Origin of the sequence: Pseudoalteromonas sp. OF7H-1, from assembly GCF_022347825.1 — a bacterium.
In the GTDB taxonomy this organism is placed as follows: Bacteria; Pseudomonadota; Gammaproteobacteria; order Enterobacterales; family Alteromonadaceae; genus Pseudoalteromonas; species Pseudoalteromonas maricaloris.
The window spans coordinates 151,678-168,571 of record NZ_JAKRFX010000001.1 but is presented as its reverse complement, the minus strand read 5'-3'; the positions used below and the strand labels follow the sequence as shown (position 1 = coordinate 168,571).

Sequence of the window (16,894 nt, the reverse complement as noted above, 5' to 3'; positions counted from 1 at the left end):
CTTAGCTATTTTACCGCTATATTGCCAATTTATTTGCTGAGCAAAAATAGCCCGTGAAAATCTGTTTTATTATGTACCCTTGGGAGCGTGTAGAAGCTGAAAACGACAGCACGCTAAGACTTATCCACGAAGCCGTATCGCGCGGTCACGTCGTTGCCATCACCACCGTAAACAACCTCACTATTCGCGAAAGTGTTGCTAGTGCCTTCTGTGATGTATTTGTTGCGGGCCAAAAAGTATCTGATAACTTCGTGAGCTTTTACAACAAAGCTGAGTTTAAAAAAGTACAGCTTCCTTTGGCAGGTTTTGACGCAATATTTATGCGCGCTAATCCGCCGCTTGATACCTTAGCGATGAACTTTTTAGACTCTGTTCGTGATGATACTTTCATCATCAACGACATTGATGGCCTGCGCATTGCTAATAACAAGCTATACACGGCATCCTTCCAAGGCATCGCGAGAGAATTTATACCAAATACGCATGTATCTAAAAACAAAGAGTATTTAGAGCGTATATTCTCTGAGTCAGAGCAAGAGAAAATGATCTTAAAGCCACTTGATGGCTTTGGCGGTCGCGGTGTTATCGTCGTTGAGAAACGCGCGAAGCAAAGCTTTAGCTCACTCCTTGAGTTTTATATTGGTGGCGACGAGGCTGGCAAAGGCAGCAACTACGTCATTTTACAAGACTATGTTGAAGGTGCCGACGAGGGTGATGTTCGCATCCTAATGCTTAACGGCGAACCGATTGGTGCCATGAAACGTGTGCCTGCAGCAAATGAAGTACGTGCCAACGTACATGCCGGTGGCAAAGTGGTGAAACACAAACTCACTAACCAAGAAAAAGCGCTATGTAAGCACATCGGTCCTAAGCTTGTGCGTGATGGTTTGTATTTTGTTGGCATTGACGTGATAGGCGGCAAGCTTATCGAAGTTAACGTACTCTCGCCTGGTGGGATAACCCGTATTAACCGTTTAAACCGCTGTAAGCTGCAAGTGCAAGTTATCGATTTTGTAGAGAGTGTGGTGCACGCCAAAGAGCTAGTAACGCATCGCAAAAACCAATTCCGTCAAGTAATAGAAGATGCTCATGCTATCTGAACAAGCCATCATTGCCGCGCTTGAAGCCGGCAAACCCATCAGTGGACAATTTGCTGAAGGTGCTTTTCACCTCGAAGTGAGGGAATACGTGCCTTATGTCGCCACTGCTGTACACGCAGGCCACCGCACCCGTGCTAGCCTAAAAGGCTTGTTCGCCATTAGCGATGCTGAGCGTTTACAAGAGGAAGATCCGTTTACCGACGGCATGATTGAATCATTACCCATCACGCTTATCGCGCGTGACTCACGTTACGAATACGATCTTAACCGTGCGCCAGAGCTTGCGATATACAAAGAAGCATGGGGTAAACAAGTGTGGAGCCAAGCGCTACCAAATGCAGACATAGATGTTAGCTTGTCAAAGCATGCAGCCTATTACCGTGTGCTCAGTGCACTGTTAACCACGCTTGAGCGTAAGTTTGGTGCCTGCTTGCTATTTGATGTGCACAGCTATAATTATCAAATTCGTAGCTACCCTTATGCACCAACCTTTAATATTGGCACTGCACAACTTGATACCTTGCGTTTTCGCGCCGTATTAGATGAGCTGAAAAAGCAGCTAGGACTGAAAAAACTGGCAGGCCAGCTGGTGGATTGTGCTGAAAATACCGTCTTTCAGGGCCATGGTTATCAAGCGCAATATATTACCAGCCACTTTGATAACACCTTAGTGGTACCGCTGGAAGTCAAAAAAGTCTTTATGGACGAAAACAGTGGCGAATTATTCCCTGTGGTGTTTGAAAAACTACAGCGCAACATGCATGTTGCTTTGAGTAAAACGGCAAAAACATTTGCTAAAAATCACTGCTATAAGCCACTTCGCAAAGCAAAATCAACGTCGCAGCTTGACCCTGCGCTGATTAACGTGGACTCAGCGCTATACCGCATAGCCAGAAACCTTGAAACGCTGCATTACGTTAACCCAAGTAATATCGCACAAGAGAAACGTCGCTTTTTCTCGAAACGTCATTATCAACCTGCGTTTAAATATCGCCCGCTGAAAATTGACCCGTATGAGTTTAAAGAGCAACTCTATCGCTTGCCCGTTGGAAAAATCCAAGATCCGATCGTAAAAGATTTATATCGTAAAGTGATCGACAGCTACGCCACAAAAATCGAACTGATCACCCAAATTGGTCGCGAAGCCTTTTTGTATAACTCGCTACGCTATTATGGTGAGCCGGATTACAACGATATAAATAATGCGACCTTCTTGCTGCACGCGCGCGAAACCGAAACCTTGCCAAAAAAAGACATTACAGCCGAGCAGGCCCTAGTACGTTTTAATCAAGCGATTGAGACCATGGGCTTACCTTGTAAGGTCGCTATATCAAGCAAACTTGTTGCCAAAGCAATGGTCGACAATAGTAAACGTCTTCTGCTTGTAAATAGCAGTGCGATGCTATCTGAGCTTGATATCAATGCCTTGATAGAGCATGAAATTGGCGTGCACTTGCTCACGACCTTAAATGCTGACGCCCAGCAACTTAAAGTGCTGCACTTAGGTTTACCTGGCAATACCTATACTCAAGAAGGCCTTGCCATCTATCGTGAGTATCAATCTGGGCAAATAAATTTGACACGATTGAAAGTATTGGCGCTCAGGGTGATTGCGGTCAACATGCTGCTTAAAGGCGACAAATTCTATCAAGTGTATGAATTTTTGGCTGACTCAGGTGTATTAAACGTCAATGAAGCCTTTGCGCTGACCACGCGTATCTTCCGTGGTGGCGGATTTACTAAAGATCACCTCTACTTAAAAGGCTTTAAAGACATAGTGCAGCTTGCCAATACCCGCAGCTTAGATAATTTATATCTCGGTAAAACGGGCATTGCGCACTTAGATGCACTGGACGCGTTAGTAGAGCAAGGTATATTCACAAGGCCTAAATATCTGCCGGATACGAGCCGAGATCCTAAGCCAGATGCAATCCTAAGTTATTTAATTTCTTCAATTAAATAGGCCAAATTCGCCACTGTGGTTATACTAGTGCCATCTAGTATCTACCCAGTGGCTTTGTTTTGACACAACAGGAAATAGATTTACTCGCTTTTGAGCTGGCAAACCTTCGTCTCAAAGCCGATCTTGCGCTTGCACCAAAGTACAGTTATTTTTCAGATAAACCCTACCCGCTTGGTCGCTGCCTAGAAATTCGCGATGAAATGTTTAAACTCGTCACCACGGAGCTCAAGCAAAATTCAGAACGTTTATCTGTGCTCAGAAATTACATGCTTAAAGAGAATGCCGAGCTCAAAAAAGTATGGGGTTCGCTACGCGATGAGTACTTTCAAAATGCGATGTTGGTGGGAGATTGGTATATAGATACCGCAAACGATACGGTGAATGCAAACAAACCCAGAGTTGAAATCAAACCCATCGCACAATCAGGCTTTTCAGCCATCACTAATTTCGAGCAGTTTGTGAAGATTGCTCGCGCTTACTGGCAAGTGGAGGTGTTTAAAAACACAGCCTTTCCAGCCATCGCGCCTTATTTACCGTTAATTTGTGTCAACGCAAAAGGCGCTACTTGGTTAGCTGCGGCCAATGACGATATGATCAAAGTCGCTACCAACAGTGAGTTTAGGTTATCTGAGCAAATCCTCTGTCAGCTGCCAGAGCCTGACACTAACCTAGTATCTCGCTGGCAGCAGACCCTAACTGGCATCGATGCTTTAGATGACATCTTATTGCAGACAGGAAAGCCCGAGGGGTTTTGCCAACTTTACAGAGCTGCCGAAAAAGCAGCGGATTTAGCATTTAGAGACAGAGTTGTACGCGCCTATATGAGCTTACCCAAAGGCGCGTAGCGTAGTGAATTAGAAGGAAGCGGGATAAGTCGGTTTTTCGTCCGTAATTTCCCATTTATCTTCTGTTGGTCTATCCACTCGACATTGATTTTGCTGTTGGAAACACCTGTCCTCACAGTTTTGTACTTGCATCGGATCTGAGTAATCTCTGCGACAGCTCATAGAACACGAACGTGAATCACCTTCGCAATCGACCGGCACATTGCTGACTCTAGTTGTAAAATGTCCACTACAGCCGCTAACAAACACAGCGGCGAACACTGCTGCTACCCATAATTTTGTTGTCATTGTTCTGCTCTCAAAAACACCGGTTCTTGGGCCTTTTGCGTTGCTTCTTCACTAAAGCGGTATCCTGCAATATCAAACGCTTTCAGGCTTTCCAAATCCGATACTTGGTTCTCAATGATATACCTTGCCATCATACCGCGCGCTTTTTTCGCGTAAAAACTGATGACTTTGTATTGACCATTTTTACAATCTTTAAAGATAGGAGTGATAATGTCGCCTTTCAGCGCTTTCTTATCTACCGCTTTAAAGTACTCATTTGAAGCTAAGTTTACCAAGTATTGTGTTTGTGCCCCTTCCATGACCTTATTCAGTTTTTCAGCGATAATCGTGCCCCAAAACTCATACAGGTTTTTGCCACGCGGGTTACTTAACTTTGTACCCATTTCTAAACGATAGGCCTGCATTAAGTCAAGTGGTTTTAGGATGCCATACAGCCCAGATAAGATACGTAAATGATTTTGCGCATAATTTAAATTAGCCTCAGTTAGGCTTTGTGCTTCTAAACCGACATACACATCGCCATTAAAAGCAAAAATAGCTTGTTTAGCATTGTCTTGTGTAAAAGGCTCTGACCACTCGGCAAACCTTGCCGCATTTAAGCCAGCGAGCTTGTCGCTTATCTTCATTAAGCTACCGATCTGCTGTGGTGATAAATCGCGACAAACTTGAATAAGTGACTCGCTATGCTCCAGCAGCTCTGGCTGTGTGTGCATCTTGGTTGGTGCGGGTGTTTCATAGTCTAGGTTTTTCGCTGGAGAGATAACTGTGATCATGGTTTGCCTATTGACTTAGCTAGTAATTAATGTCAATTTCAACACTATCCCCAAGTAACTTCAAGTGTTTGTCCGCTTTCACTTGGGTTTAAGCAATTCGCTGTTAAAGTACAGCTTCGCTTTACAACTCGACCTTATATAACAATAACCCTAAATAACGAGTGTGATATGTCGCCCGATACGGACATATGACCTATTCAGCTATTTAATGGTGTTGCAACATAAGGCGTCTAATATCACTTCGCTGTTATCAATATTGGAATGAGGAACACATGACTTCAGCATTAGATAGGCTAAAACAACATTCATCAATCGTCGCTGACACCGGTGACATTGAAGCCATCCGCAAGCTACAGCCTGAGGATGCAACAACTAACCCTTCTCTTTTACTTAAAGCGGCAGAGACGCCTGCTTATCAGCCTTATCTAACAGAAGCTTGGGATTATGCCAAAGCCAATGAAAGTGACGCTGAAAAGCAATTAGCGCTTGCTTGTGACTATTTTGCCGTTGTGATTGGTAAAGAAATCGCAAACTCTGTGCCGGGATATATCTCAACCGAAGTAGACGCACGTTTATCTTTTGATACCGAAGCAACTATCGCAAAAGCAAAAACGCTATTAAATTTATATGAAGCGCAAGGCGTAAGCAAAGACAAAATCTTGATTAAGATTGCATCGACTTGGGAAGGTATTAAAGCCGCTGAAGCACTGGAAAAAGAAGGTGTTAAGTGTAACCTAACGTTGCTATTTAGCGAAGCGCAAGCACGTGCATGTGCCGACGCAAACGTATTTTTAATCTCACCATTTGTTGGGCGTATTCTAGATTGGCACGTTGCCAACGGCCTAGAAAAACCAACTGACCCACTACAAGATCCGGGTGTACAATCTGTTCGTAGTATTTTTGAATTCTATAAACAGCACGGTTATAAAACCGTTGTAATGGGCGCCAGCTTCAGAAATACAGGTGAAATTCTAGCCCTAACGGGTTGCGATAAGCTCACGATTAGCCCTTCTCTATTAGAAGAGCTTGCTGCAATGCCTGCAAACGAAGATTACCTACTTGAGGCTGACTTTACGCCTAAAGCAAAACCTGCTGCGCTTAGCGAAAGTGAGTTCCGTTGGTTACATAACCAAGACGCAATGGCTACAGAAAAGCTTGCTGAAGGTATTCGCTCATTTGCCGATGCACAAGAAACATTAGTCGCACGCTTTAAAGCACTGTAAGTGCCTTAAACATTCGATTTCGAAACGCCGCATATTGCGGCGTTTTTGTTATCGCTCTCAATACAACCCCTTCTGAACACCTCCTAGATATCACCCGAGTTGACCTTCATCAAACTGTCACTTGCTTTTAACCCAAAAGACACAATTGTGTTTTATTTTTATCCCGTCTGTGGTATATCAATATCACTTGAAGTGAAAATTGATGCCGCTACTTTCTGGTTTTGGTACAAAAAGCAAGCAACGCGGGGTTGTTTGTAGCGTACTTTAGCTATCAGACTTTTATCGGTTCCTCATATTGAGGTTTGCCAAATAGTATGAAGAAATCAACGGTGTCATTGCAGTTGTAGTGCTAACAACAGCCAAAGCAAATGCCACTTTAGGTTGTTTTTATCAATAGGAGATTTTCATGGATACCCTAGACGAGTTATTAGAATTATTAGAAAGTCCGGATACTAGGAAAAAAACTTCATCTAAGGGCAAAAAAAGAAAATGGCGTGAAATTGAAGCGCTAAAAGATAAACAGCGACTACGCAAAGAACTACAGGAATTGGATATTTTCGCAGACAGTGTTGATTTAGACGAATTTGATTTTAACTAAAAAGAGCGCCCTTCACGGCGCTCTTTTTGGTTTTTATCTGCTATAGCTCGGCCAATCGCCAATCGATTGGCTGCTTACCCATTTGGGTGAGCAGCTGATTAGTTTTACTGAAATGGCCACTACCAAAAAAGCCGCGATGTGCTGAGAGCGGCGAAGGGTGTGGTGCGTGTAAAACATGGTGACGGTTTGTATCTATGCTTTTACCCTTTTTCTGGGCGTGTGAGCCCCAGAGTAAGAAAATCACACCTTCGCTGTGGGCATTAAGCCTTTCAATCACTACATCTGTAAAGCGCTCCCAGCCCAAATGCTTATGTGAATGGGCTTGGCCTTGTTCTACCGTCAACACCGTATTTAACAGTAGTACGCCCTGTTTAGCCCAGTCAATTAGGTAGCCGTGATTAGGTATGCGAAAGCCGTCAATATCCTGCACCAACTCTTTATACATATTATTTAACGACGGCGGCGGCTTAATCCCTGGCAACACAGAGAAACATAGACCATGAGCTTGATTGGGTCCGTGGTAGGGATCTTGCCCTAAAATCACCACTTTAACCTGATCAAAAGGCGTGACTTTGAACGCGTCAAATACCTGTTCATGGGGCGGAAACACATTTATACCTTGAGCACGACGCTCTGCCACGTAATCCATGGTTTGTTTAAAGTAATCTTGTTGTTTTTCCTGACCTAACACGTCACTCCACGTTGTCATGCTTCACCTTTTTTCATCATATTATAATGGCTTCGAGAAACGTCGAGTTTACCACATAAATCCGATATTCCCTCGAGCATACGATAGCTATAACGATGGAGCAGATCGGCATCCACCGAAATAGTTTGTTGGTGCTTTACCGCAGGGATCGACGGCCATTGCTGCCATGCAATTGACTTAACTTCTTGTTTAGTCTTTTCTTCTGGGATCACAATCACTTGTGGTGATTTCAACAGAACATTCTCAATGCTAATTTGCGGATAGTCCGTGGTGGCGTCGGCAAAAACATTTTTCACATTACACACAGTAAATACTTGCTGTAACCAACTTTCGCCTCCCACTGTCATTAGCGGTGATGGCCACAATTGATAAAATACAGCTAAGCTAGCGCTTTGTGTATACTGGGCTTTTAGCTCATTTAAACGTTTAGTAAATAAATCAGCCTGTTGCTGAGCTTGGGCTCCAAAGCCAGTAATTTTACCTAGGCGTAGCAACTCCTCGGGTAGTTTATCGAGATATTTCGCTTCACTATAAATCACCTCAACACCAAAGCTTTCGAGCTTTTCAAGCATAGGAACGTGACTTGCATTTTTCCACGCAATGATAAGATCAGGCTTAAGTGCCAAAATTTTCTCAACCGAAATGCCTTGATAGTCACCAACTTGAGGCAGTTGCTTGGCTGATTCTGGATAATCTGCATAGGCTACCGTGCCTACAACCCGCTCCCCAGCTCCTATTGCATAAAGATTTTCGACAATATGAGGCGCAAGCGCGATGATCCGCTCTGCGGGCTTAGCACTAACGCTAAAGGCAAAACCTAGAACAATAAATAAGGCGAATTTTAGCATCAGTAGTCAAACCCTTTTTGCGCCTTAATGCCGGCCTCAAACGCATGCTTCACATTACGCACTTCGCTCACGGTATCTGCAAGCTCGGTCAGGCGTCGATGTGCACCGCGCCCAGTTACAATCACTGATTGCATGGTAGGACGGTTTTCTAGCGCCGTTATGACTTCGTCCAAATCTAGATAGTCATAGCTCAACATATACGTAATTTCGTCAAGCAATACCAAATCGATGCTTTCATCTTGTAGCCATACTTTTGCTTGCTGCCACGTCGCCTGCGCAGCAGCAGTGTCAGTTTCACGGTTTTGCGTTTCCCATGTAAAGCCCGTTTTCATGACAGCAAATGGCACGCCGACTTTTTCGAGCAAATTGCGTTCACCGCAATCCCAGGTTCCTTTAATAAATTGTACAACCGCAGCGTTCATACCATGACCGACACAGCGTGCAACGGTGCCAAAACCAGATGTTGACTTACCTTTACCGTTACCTGTGATCACTTGTAAAATGCCCTGCTCTTGCTGCGCTGCGGCAATTTTTTCATCGACTTGTTGTTTTACTTTTTGCTGTCGTTGCTGATGCTTATCTTGTTGTTCGCTCATGTTATTCCTCAATTATTTTCATCAATTTTTGCCAATCTAAATGTGCTTCACAGCTGTCGGCAAGACGCGTAATTTGCTGCTCTCTGTGCTTCGCTAAATCAATCGCGGCTGTACCCGCTTGCTTACTACCGGCCCAAGACAAGATAGCCTGTGTCGCGGCGACCGTATCAAATAAACCATGTAAATAGGTGGCTGCAATTTGATTATCTCGAGAGATAAAACCGTCCTGCACACTGTTATTTGGATGTGTGTTAAATCGCAAGAATGGCACCTCGAGTGCCGCTCCAGAAGAAATCCCTGCATGGATCTCGTAACCACAAATTTCAGCACTTTGCTCATCCAATTGGCAAATGCCAGATACTTGCGTCAGTACTTTTTGCTCTGAGAGTGTGGTCTCAAAGTCAGCCAGACCAAGCCCAGCGACTTCACCGAGTGTTGATTCCACCGCATTTGGATCTCTGATGAACTTACCTAACATTTGCAAACCGCCGCACACACCTAGTACCTTACCACCGTACCTCAGGTGCCGTTTGATTTCTTCTGCCCAACCCTGTTTGCGCAAGAAGGTTAAATCGCTCAACACATTTTTGCTGCCAGGCAGAATGATTAAGTCACAAGGACCTATAGATTCTTGATAGCGTACGTAACGCAAATCCACTTCAGGGTTTAAGCGCAAGGTGTCAAAGTCGGTGTGATTGCTAATATGAGGAAATAGTAAAACCCTGACGCTTAACGATCCCCGTTCACAGATATTGTCCACCGTCACCGCATCTTCTGCATCGAGCGCTAAGCCATGCAAATAGGGCAATACCCCAAGTACAGGCTTACCCGTTTTTTGCTCGAGCCAGTCAAGTCCAGATTGCAATAACGCAATATCACCACGGAAGCGATTGATCACAAACCCTTTAACCAAGCTTTGTTCATAGTCACTTAATAGCGCAAGTGTGCCAACCAAGTGTGCGAACACCCCGCCTTTGTCGATATCAGCGATAATGATCACGGGGCACGCGACTTCACAGGCAAACCCCATATTGGCAATGTCATTTTCACGCAGATTGATCTCAGCTGGGCTCCCCGCCCCTTCCACTATGCACAGCTCAAATTGTTCGCTGAGGCGTTGATGTGAGGAAAGTACGGCCTCCATCGCTACCTTTTTGTAGTCATGATAAGCGGCTGCTTCCATATTGCTAATGGCTTTGCCGTGAATGATCACTTGAGCGCCAGTGTCAGAGTTTGGCTTAAGCAAAATAGGATTAAAGTCTGTGGATAGCGGGACTTTTGCGGCCTCGGCTTGGAGTGCTTGTGCCCGGCCAATTTCACCGCCACAAGGTGTGACAGCACTATTTAGTGCCATATTTTGCGGCTTAAAAGGCGCAACCGATAAGCCTCTTCGTTGCAGCACCCGGCAAAGTCCCGCAACCAGTGTACTTTTACCGGCATCCGACGTGGTACCCTGCACCATTAAGGTTTTCATACGTCTTGACCTTTTAAACATTGTGGCAAGCCTGCAATAACAAAATCGACTCTGTCGGCCACTTTAGCAATGTCTTGATGGAGCCAACCAGACTCATCAACAAACTCACGGCTTAGCTCGCCAAGCGGAATTATCCCATGCCCCACTTCGTTACTCACCAAAATAACAGTGGCAGCACAGCTTTCTAGTGCCGCCAGCACATGTTCTTTTTTGTCTATGGTCGCGGCTTTGCCCATTTCGCATAAGCCAAAACTCAGCCATAAGGTCAAACAATCGATAAGTAACAGCGCATCTTCGCGTGCAGTAGCAATAAGCTTATCAATATGCCACGGCTCTTCCACTAGCTGCCAGCGGCTATCACGCTGCATCTGGTGAGCAAACACGCGGCTTTTCATTTCTTCATCTTGGGCTTTTGCAGTTGCAACATAGTAAAGTTCGTTCACCGCACCTTGCTCTAACAATAGAATAGCGCGCTGCTCTGCCAAGCGACTCTTGCCTGAGCGAGCACCGCCCAGTATTAACTGTATTTGTGCCATTAGAGATGACCCACAATAAAAAGCAAAATAGCAAGCTCAGCAAGTTGCTGCGCAGCCCCTAAACAGTCTCCGGTGTAACCACCGAGTTGCGCGTTAAACCATTTAATGCACACAAGTCTTAACACAAATAAGCAAGTACACAGCATCAGCAAGTCGAACAGTGAAAGCGCAAGCCATGGCCAACAAAAAATTAAAATCGCGGTGGTAGTGAGCGTAAGGCGAGTCGCCGCAGCACTTGATAGATGTTTCGCTACCGGCTTAACTTTGCTCAGCTCATCAGCCTGTACATAGTTAAGCGCACCGATTAAAGACACCGCAAAGGCACGGCTTAGGCTATGGGCTAAAATAAATGCAGCGAGTGTCACTGCAAAGTCATTAAAGAGCATGGTCAAAAGCGAAAACTTGGCCATTAACAGTAATATCAGCGCACAACTACCGTATGTACCAAGGCGGCTATCTTTCATGATCTCAAGCTTTTGTTCACGGCTCCAGCCACCGCCAAAACCGTCAAAAACATCGGCAAGACCGTCTTCATGGAAAGCGCCGGTAAGTAAAATACTCGCAGCCAGTGCAACGACGGCGCCGAACATTGGCGACACACTACTACTGGCAACATAGCCAAGTATGGCCGAGAAGCCACCAACAAATAAACCAACTAAAGCAAAGTAACCACTCACTTCGTTAAGTTCATCAGATGAAGGGGCAGGATCCAAATGAATTGGCACTCGCGTTAAAAATACCACAGCAAGCTTAAACAGTCGCCACTCTTGTTGCCACTGCATTATGCGTCTACCACTTGCGTAACATGGGCATCGGCAAAGCTTGCCATTTCGCAAAAAAAGCCTAGCGCAGCTTGTAATAATGGAAGCGCTAGAGCGGCGCCCGTTCCCTCACCCAAGCGCATATCTAAATGCAGTAATGGCTCAGCGTTTAACTGCTCCAACATTAACTTATGGCCTTGCTCCATAGAGCCGTGAGCAAACACCATATATTGCTTACTATGCGGTGCTATTCTACTTGCCAACATAGCCGCTGCGGTGGAGATAAAGCCATCCACTATAATCACTTTTTGTGCCCGAGCAACCGCCAGCATGGCACCAACCATTTGCACAATTTCAAAGCCACCCAGGCGCTGCAAAATTTGTTCTGGCGTCGCAAGCTTATCTTGATGATATTCTAGAGCCTGTTTGATAAGTGCCCGTTTTTTGCAAAGCGTTTCATCGTCAATGCCTGTACCACGCCCCACACATAATTCCACACTCGCCCCGCTAAGCGCCGCTAAAATTGCAGCTGCAGAACTGGTATTGCCAATCCCCATTTCACCAAAAGCAATCACGTTGCTACCCGCTTCAATAGCGGACATCACCACTTGCTCTCCATATTCAAGTCCTTGCTTGAGCTGCATTTCGCTCATCGCGGACTGTTTATGGAAAGCATGAGTAATATCGCCAAGTCGCTGTGAGCGCAAATTCGGCGCAGGCTCACATGGCACTAATGTGCCACAGTCTACTACGGTTAACTGCCAACCAAGTTGTCGACAAAAGACGTTGATCGCGGCCCCCCTGCACAAAGTTTGCAACCATTTGTCCAGTCACCTCGCTTGGCGCAATAGAAACCCCTTGGCTTGCAATACCATGGTCACCCGCAAAAACAAACATTGCAGGGCGTATTATTGCTAACTGCTCTATGTCTAATTGCGTCTGCCCTTGTGAGAAGATCTGTACTAGCTGCGCAGCCAAGGCTTCAAGCTTACCTAGCGCACCTAGCGGTTTGGTTTTTAAGTCAATGCGCTGTTGAATAAGCGTGTTTAAGCGAGTATCTAACGGTTTAACCATGGGTAACTCCGACGCCTCCAGAGCGGCGATTTTTGAAAATAAGCAATGCTAAGAAGAACACGCTGCCAATGGCAGCGGTGATCACACCCACAGGAAGTTCCTGATTATCGATAAGCGTGCGCGACAATACGTCCACCCATAGCATCAAAAGCGAACCGCACAGCGCGGTGGCCACAAGCCCAATCACCTTTGCTTGCGAGATAAAAAAGCGCACGATATGCGGGATCATCAAGCCTACAAATCCGACTCCGCCGCACGCAGCCACAAGTACTGCGGTGAGTAAGGAGCTCAATAACAACATACCTATTCGCACTCGTCCTACATTCACGCCAAGCGTGGTGGCACTCTCATCTCCGAGCAACAAGGCGTTGAGTGGCCGACGCATCACTAAAAGCGTGATAAAACTCAGTAGCACGACCAAACATGGAAGCCATAGCCATTGCCAGCTCGCCCTTGCAAACGAGCCTAGATTCCAAAACAAGATTGCACTGATGGCTTGAGGGTCACTCCAATAAAGCAACAAGCTGGTAAAGGCACTGAACAGAAAAGAAAGTGCAACGCCCGCCAAGAGCATAGTTTCCACCTGCTGTAGCGCATTGCGATTTGCCACAAATAAAAGTAGCAAGATAGACAGCAAACTTCCGACAAATGCAGCCCCAGACATCATTAGGCTAGACTGTGCACCAAATAGCGCGATAAGCACCACCACACCGAATGAAGCACCTGAAGAAATACCAAATAAATAAGGATCAGCTAGAGGGTTACGCGTCACGGTTTGTAAAATAAGGCCCGCTATCGCCAGTCCTGCTCCCGCACTCATCGCCAGTAACGTCCGTGGCAGACGAAGTTCAACTACCACCCGTTGTTGAAGTACGTTGGGATCAAAATTAATAATCGCTTGTATAACCGTATGCCAAGATAAATCAATCGCACCGATCTTAAGTGCCATCAGCATGCTAAAACAGCACAAGCTCAATAGCAGTATCGATATCAACGCGATCCGCTTTGCGGCAATCATAATTGATACCCGTAATAAAAGCGTATATGTGGGATCTCACTGTTATTTGGCGGATGGCAGACAGTAGAAACCTCTGCACATACCCCAAAAACTTGGCTTAATAGGCTTTCGGTAATGACTTCAAGTGGCGACCCATCTGCAACAAGCTCACCGTTATTTAATACTAATAAGCGGTCGCACAAGGCGCTAGCCAAATTTAAGTCGTGAAAAGACGCAATGATAGTAACACCAAGCTGTTTGGCCAGCTCCATAATTTGGATTTGATATTTAATGTCCAAATGGCTGGTGGGCTCATCCATTATCAATACTTGAGGCGCTTGCACCATAGCACGTGCGATCATTGCCCTTTGCTTCTCCCCACCAGACAAGGAGCTAAAACATTGCTCCAATTTATGGCTCAATCCAACTTGCTCAATGGCATGTAAGATTACCTGTTTTTCAGCGGCCGTCGTTGTCGCGAGCAGTGATTTGTTCGGTGTTAGCCCCATCAATACCATATCAAATAATGGCAGAGTAAACTCAGCGGGGATCTCTTGTAGCACTACAGCAACATGTCTCGCGTAGGCTTTACGTCCATAACTAGCTAACGGCTTACCATTGAAAAGTAGCGCCCCAGAACTTGGTGCTGTGTATTGATATAAAGTGCGCAGCAAAGTCGACTTTCCAGCACCATTCGGTCCGAGCAAACCAATAAATTCACCCGAATTAATAGCAAAGCTGAGTGCCTTTAAGATGGCTTTACCACCAAGCTGCACGCTAAGTTTATCGACTTGAAACTGTGGAGTGACTGCCATAGCACCTCTGATTGGGCACGGCAAAGTAGTAGCTTATAGACAAGCGACAACTTTGACTTAAGTCTGCCCGCTTAAGTATATGGATAGGCCTTGGTATCTGACTTATGCAAGAGGCAAGGCTCAAGCACTTACAGTTGCGGGGACAGTTGAGGACTCACACCTCATTCCCAATATCTGCCTATCACGAAATTTGCAATATTATGAAGTCTAGACGTCTAAAATACAACTTTTGGCCAAGCCGTTTGGCTACTGTCGTAAAACACCTCAACTTTTACTATACCCGCATAAGGAATATCTATCTTCGATTGGTATGCAGTAAGCTCAGGCGATAGGTCAAGAATAAGTGCTACAAGCGCTTTTATTACTCCAGCATGCGCTACGACGGCGGTACACTCTTCACTTGGCGACGCCAAAATGCTGTGCCACCATGTGGCGACCCGATGATGGAAATCATACATAGACTCGCCCTCAGGAGGCGTGTGCAGCCAAGGGTTTTGCCAAAAATCGCCAATACTTGGAGATTGGGTTTCTCGCCAAAGCGTATCATAGGATTGTCCATCCCATAATCCAAAATCAAATTCGGCGAGATTTGGCTCCACCTCAACGGGGAGTTGATACTGCTTTGCAAAGGCTGTAGCAGTATTCAGACAGCGCTTCCTTGGAGAGCTAATAATACGCCGCAGGCCACTTAGACTCGTTAACGATTGCAGCAATTGCTGAGCGCCTATGGTACTGAGTTCGGGATCTGTCACTCCAAGTAAATGGCCTGATAGGGTCGTTTCACCATGACGAACAAAATATAGCTGCCGCTGCATTTTTACTTAACCTAAGGTTTGTTACCCAAAAAGCAAAAACGCAAGCTAAGCTTGCGTTTTCAATTAATATCATTCTACGGTTACAGGATCTGGTTTTCTTTCCACATCTCTTCTTTTGCTAACCGCTTTTTGCGTTTGTCGCATGGATCGTCGCAATCACAAATTTTGTCAATGCCCATTGAGCCCAAACCACCACAACTACTGGCCATGGATTTCTTTTGTACGATAACGCCTACAGCCATCGCAACAGCGATAAGCATAAGTAAACCGAAAGTAAGGAGGAATAAAGACATTATCTAGCCCCTTTTATTGCTACATTGAATTGAGTGACGACGCGCAAATTATACGCTTTCATGGCGTCACTCACAATTAAATTATGGGGTGTTGTTCAGCTTAATTCAAGTACGGCTTAAATGCTTCACTCGCGTAACTCTTGATCCCTTCAGGACTTTTATACATCAAATACACGGGGAGTTGATGCTCAGTGGCATACGCCTTTGCACGCTCCGTGCCCATCACAGTCAATGCCGTCGCTAGGCCATCAGCTGTCATCGCAGATGGATGTAGTACCGTTACCGATACCAGCTCATGTTTAACTGGGCGACCCGTTGTAGGGTCAATGAGGTGTGTAAAGGTTTCACCGTCCATTTCATAAAAAATACGGTAGTCTCCTGAAGTTGCAATACCATTTTTGCCGGGCTCTATCACGCGGTGAATTTGGCGTTGACCAACAGGCGCATCGGGTTTCTCGATAGCAATACGCCACTCACCATCCGGCTTCTTGCCAGAAACGCGAAGCTCGCCACCGATTTCAACCATATAGTCATGAATATCATGACTCTCAATCACCTCAGCGACCTTATCTATGCCATAACCTTTAGCGGTTGCAGAAAATGATAATTCCAGCCCCGCAACTGTTTTCGCAAGACCACGGTCATTTAAAATAAGCTTATCAACACCGATACGAGTGCGCATATCGTCTAACTCGGCCTGTGACGGACGCATTGTTGGTCTTTTGTCAGGACCAAATCCCCACAAATCGATAAGCGGTCCCATCGTAACATCAAGCGTTTTGGTCGACTTTCCAAGGCGGATAGATTCAGCAACTACCAAGCGAAAGTCTTCACTGATAGACATAACAGTATTTGCGGCTAAACGGTTGAACTGGTTAATCTCAGAATCTGGGATATAGGTGGACATAGATTGATTAACAGCCTTTAATGCTTGCTCAACCTCCTCATGCAACTGCGCTTGTTCGAGCGGCTTTTCACCGGGGAATACCTTGATGTTGTAAGTCGTGCCCATGGTTTTACCAGTCAGCACGATTTCCTTGGCTTCAGGTTTAGCGTCTTGGCACCCTGTTAAAAAAACGAATAAAAACGAAATAATAAAAAATCTAGATAAAAAAGCGTAACTTGCTTGCATCAGAATTCCCTGAGTTTAGTACCAACGGGTATAAAAAAGCCCTCGAGCAAAGCA

18 protein-coding genes, 1 pseudogene and 1 riboswitch are annotated in these 16,894 nt (G+C 45.4%); of the genes and pseudogenes, 5 read left to right on the top strand and 14 right to left on the bottom strand.

Annotation, left to right across the window (positions count from 1 at the left end; all coding sequences use genetic code 11):
* Positions 1–53: 53 nt before the first annotated feature.
* The 3 genes from gshB to MHN30_RS00755 are packed head-to-tail and all read left to right on the top strand — an operon-like array spanning position 54 to position 3,908.
* Positions 54–1,100, top strand: a complete 1,047-nt coding sequence (gshB, locus tag MHN30_RS00765; RefSeq protein WP_010372154.1) for a glutathione synthase — start codon at positions 54–56, stop codon at positions 1,098–1,100.
* Positions 1,084–3,063, top strand: coding sequence for a flavohemoglobin expression-modulating QEGLA motif protein (locus MHN30_RS00760; RefSeq protein ID WP_045988952.1), 1,980 nt, complete (start codon positions 1,084–1,086; stop codon positions 3,061–3,063). Before gshB ends, MHN30_RS00760 begins: the two co-directional genes overlap by 17 nt.
* 59 nt (positions 3,064–3,122) lie before the next feature.
* On the top strand, positions 3,123–3,908 hold the full coding sequence (locus tag MHN30_RS00755) for a hypothetical protein (protein ID WP_069022977.1): 786 nt from the start codon (positions 3,123–3,125) through the stop codon (positions 3,906–3,908).
* Positions 3,909–3,917: 9 nt separating this feature from the next.
* On the opposite strand, the gene MHN30_RS00750 is transcribed toward MHN30_RS00755, so the two are convergent.
* Together MHN30_RS00750 and yaaA are read right to left on the bottom strand one after the other, a co-directional pair.
* Positions 3,918–4,196, bottom strand: coding sequence for a hypothetical protein (locus MHN30_RS00750; protein ID WP_130163554.1), 279 nt, complete (start codon positions 4,194–4,196; stop codon positions 3,918–3,920).
* Positions 4,193–4,969, bottom strand: coding sequence for a peroxide stress protein YaaA (gene yaaA, locus MHN30_RS00745; RefSeq protein ID WP_010606114.1), 777 nt, complete (start codon positions 4,967–4,969; stop codon positions 4,193–4,195). Before yaaA ends, MHN30_RS00750 begins: the two co-directional genes overlap by 4 nt.
* 272 nt (positions 4,970–5,241) lie before the next feature.
* On the opposite strand from yaaA, the gene tal reads away from it, so the two are divergent.
* Together tal and MHN30_RS00735 are read left to right on the top strand one after the other, a co-directional pair.
* The gene (gene tal, locus MHN30_RS00740; protein WP_239356958.1) at positions 5,242–6,192 is read left to right on the top strand and encodes a transaldolase; all 951 of its coding nucleotides are present in this window, start codon (positions 5,242–5,244) and stop codon (positions 6,190–6,192) included.
* A 406-nt stretch (positions 6,193–6,598) separates the two neighbouring features.
* On the top strand, positions 6,599–6,790 hold the full coding sequence (locus MHN30_RS00735) for a DUF3545 family protein (RefSeq protein ID WP_010372168.1): 192 nt from the start codon (positions 6,599–6,601) through the stop codon (positions 6,788–6,790).
* A 40-nt stretch (positions 6,791–6,830) separates the two neighbouring features.
* Here the strand turns inward: MHN30_RS00735 and ung are convergent, their stop codons facing one another.
* The 12 genes and pseudogenes from ung to MHN30_RS00675 all read right to left on the bottom strand — a co-directional run bounded on the left by ung (position 6,831) and on the right by MHN30_RS00675 (position 16,840).
* Positions 6,831–7,499: a uracil-DNA glycosylase gene (ung, locus tag MHN30_RS00730; protein WP_039493728.1), complete on the bottom strand. Its 669-nt coding sequence runs from the start codon at positions 7,497–7,499 to the stop codon at positions 6,831–6,833.
* On the bottom strand, positions 7,496–8,347 hold the full coding sequence (locus MHN30_RS00725; RefSeq protein WP_239356955.1) for a cobalamin-binding protein: 852 nt from the start codon (positions 8,345–8,347) through the stop codon (positions 7,496–7,498). The genes ung and MHN30_RS00725 overlap by 4 nt, the downstream gene beginning before the upstream one ends.
* Positions 8,347–8,943 (bottom strand): cob(I)yrinic acid a,c-diamide adenosyltransferase, encoded by a 597-nt coding sequence (gene cobO / locus MHN30_RS00720; protein WP_045987675.1) that lies wholly within the window; start codon positions 8,941–8,943, stop codon positions 8,347–8,349. The genes MHN30_RS00725 and cobO overlap by 1 nt, the downstream gene beginning before the upstream one ends.
* A gap of 1 nt (position 8,944) precedes the next feature.
* Positions 8,945–10,417 (bottom strand): cobyric acid synthase, encoded by a 1,473-nt coding sequence (locus MHN30_RS00715; RefSeq protein WP_130163552.1) that lies wholly within the window; start codon positions 10,415–10,417, stop codon positions 8,945–8,947.
* Positions 10,414–10,953, bottom strand: coding sequence for a bifunctional adenosylcobinamide kinase/adenosylcobinamide-phosphate guanylyltransferase (cobU, locus tag MHN30_RS00710; protein WP_010606107.1), 540 nt, complete (start codon positions 10,951–10,953; stop codon positions 10,414–10,416). Before cobU ends, MHN30_RS00715 begins: the two co-directional genes overlap by 4 nt.
* On the bottom strand, positions 10,953–11,735 hold the full coding sequence (locus tag MHN30_RS00705; RefSeq protein WP_239356953.1) for an adenosylcobinamide-GDP ribazoletransferase: 783 nt from the start codon (positions 11,733–11,735) through the stop codon (positions 10,953–10,955). Before MHN30_RS00705 ends, cobU begins: the two co-directional genes overlap by 1 nt.
* A pseudogene (gene cobT / locus MHN30_RS00700) lies at positions 11,735–12,788 on the bottom strand (nicotinate-nucleotide--dimethylbenzimidazole phosphoribosyltransferase). The gene MHN30_RS00705 and the pseudogene cobT overlap by 1 nt, the downstream one beginning before the upstream one ends.
* The gene (locus tag MHN30_RS00695; RefSeq protein ID WP_045987679.1) at positions 12,781–13,806 is read right to left on the bottom strand and encodes an iron ABC transporter permease; all 1,026 of its coding nucleotides are present in this window, start codon (positions 13,804–13,806) and stop codon (positions 12,781–12,783) included. The pseudogene cobT and the gene MHN30_RS00695 overlap by 8 nt, the downstream one beginning before the upstream one ends.
* Positions 13,803–14,600: an ABC transporter ATP-binding protein gene (locus tag MHN30_RS00690; RefSeq protein ID WP_239356950.1), complete on the bottom strand. Its 798-nt coding sequence runs from the start codon at positions 14,598–14,600 to the stop codon at positions 13,803–13,805. The genes MHN30_RS00695 and MHN30_RS00690 overlap by 4 nt, the downstream gene beginning before the upstream one ends.
* A 68-nt stretch (positions 14,601–14,668) precedes the next feature.
* Positions 14,669–14,797: riboswitch (cobalamin riboswitch) on the bottom strand.
* An 18-nt stretch (positions 14,798–14,815) separates the two neighbouring features.
* Positions 14,816–15,415 (bottom strand): histidine phosphatase family protein, encoded by a 600-nt coding sequence (locus tag MHN30_RS00685; protein WP_239356947.1) that lies wholly within the window; start codon positions 15,413–15,415, stop codon positions 14,816–14,818.
* Positions 15,416–15,495: 80 nt separating this feature from the next.
* On the bottom strand, positions 15,496–15,708 hold the full coding sequence (gene nqrM, locus MHN30_RS00680; RefSeq protein WP_010372193.1) for a (Na+)-NQR maturation NqrM: 213 nt from the start codon (positions 15,706–15,708) through the stop codon (positions 15,496–15,498).
* Between the two features lie 100 nt (positions 15,709–15,808).
* Positions 15,809–16,840, bottom strand: coding sequence for an FAD:protein FMN transferase (locus MHN30_RS00675; RefSeq protein ID WP_130163547.1), 1,032 nt, complete (start codon positions 16,838–16,840; stop codon positions 15,809–15,811).
* Positions 16,841–16,894: the final 54 nt, after the last annotated feature.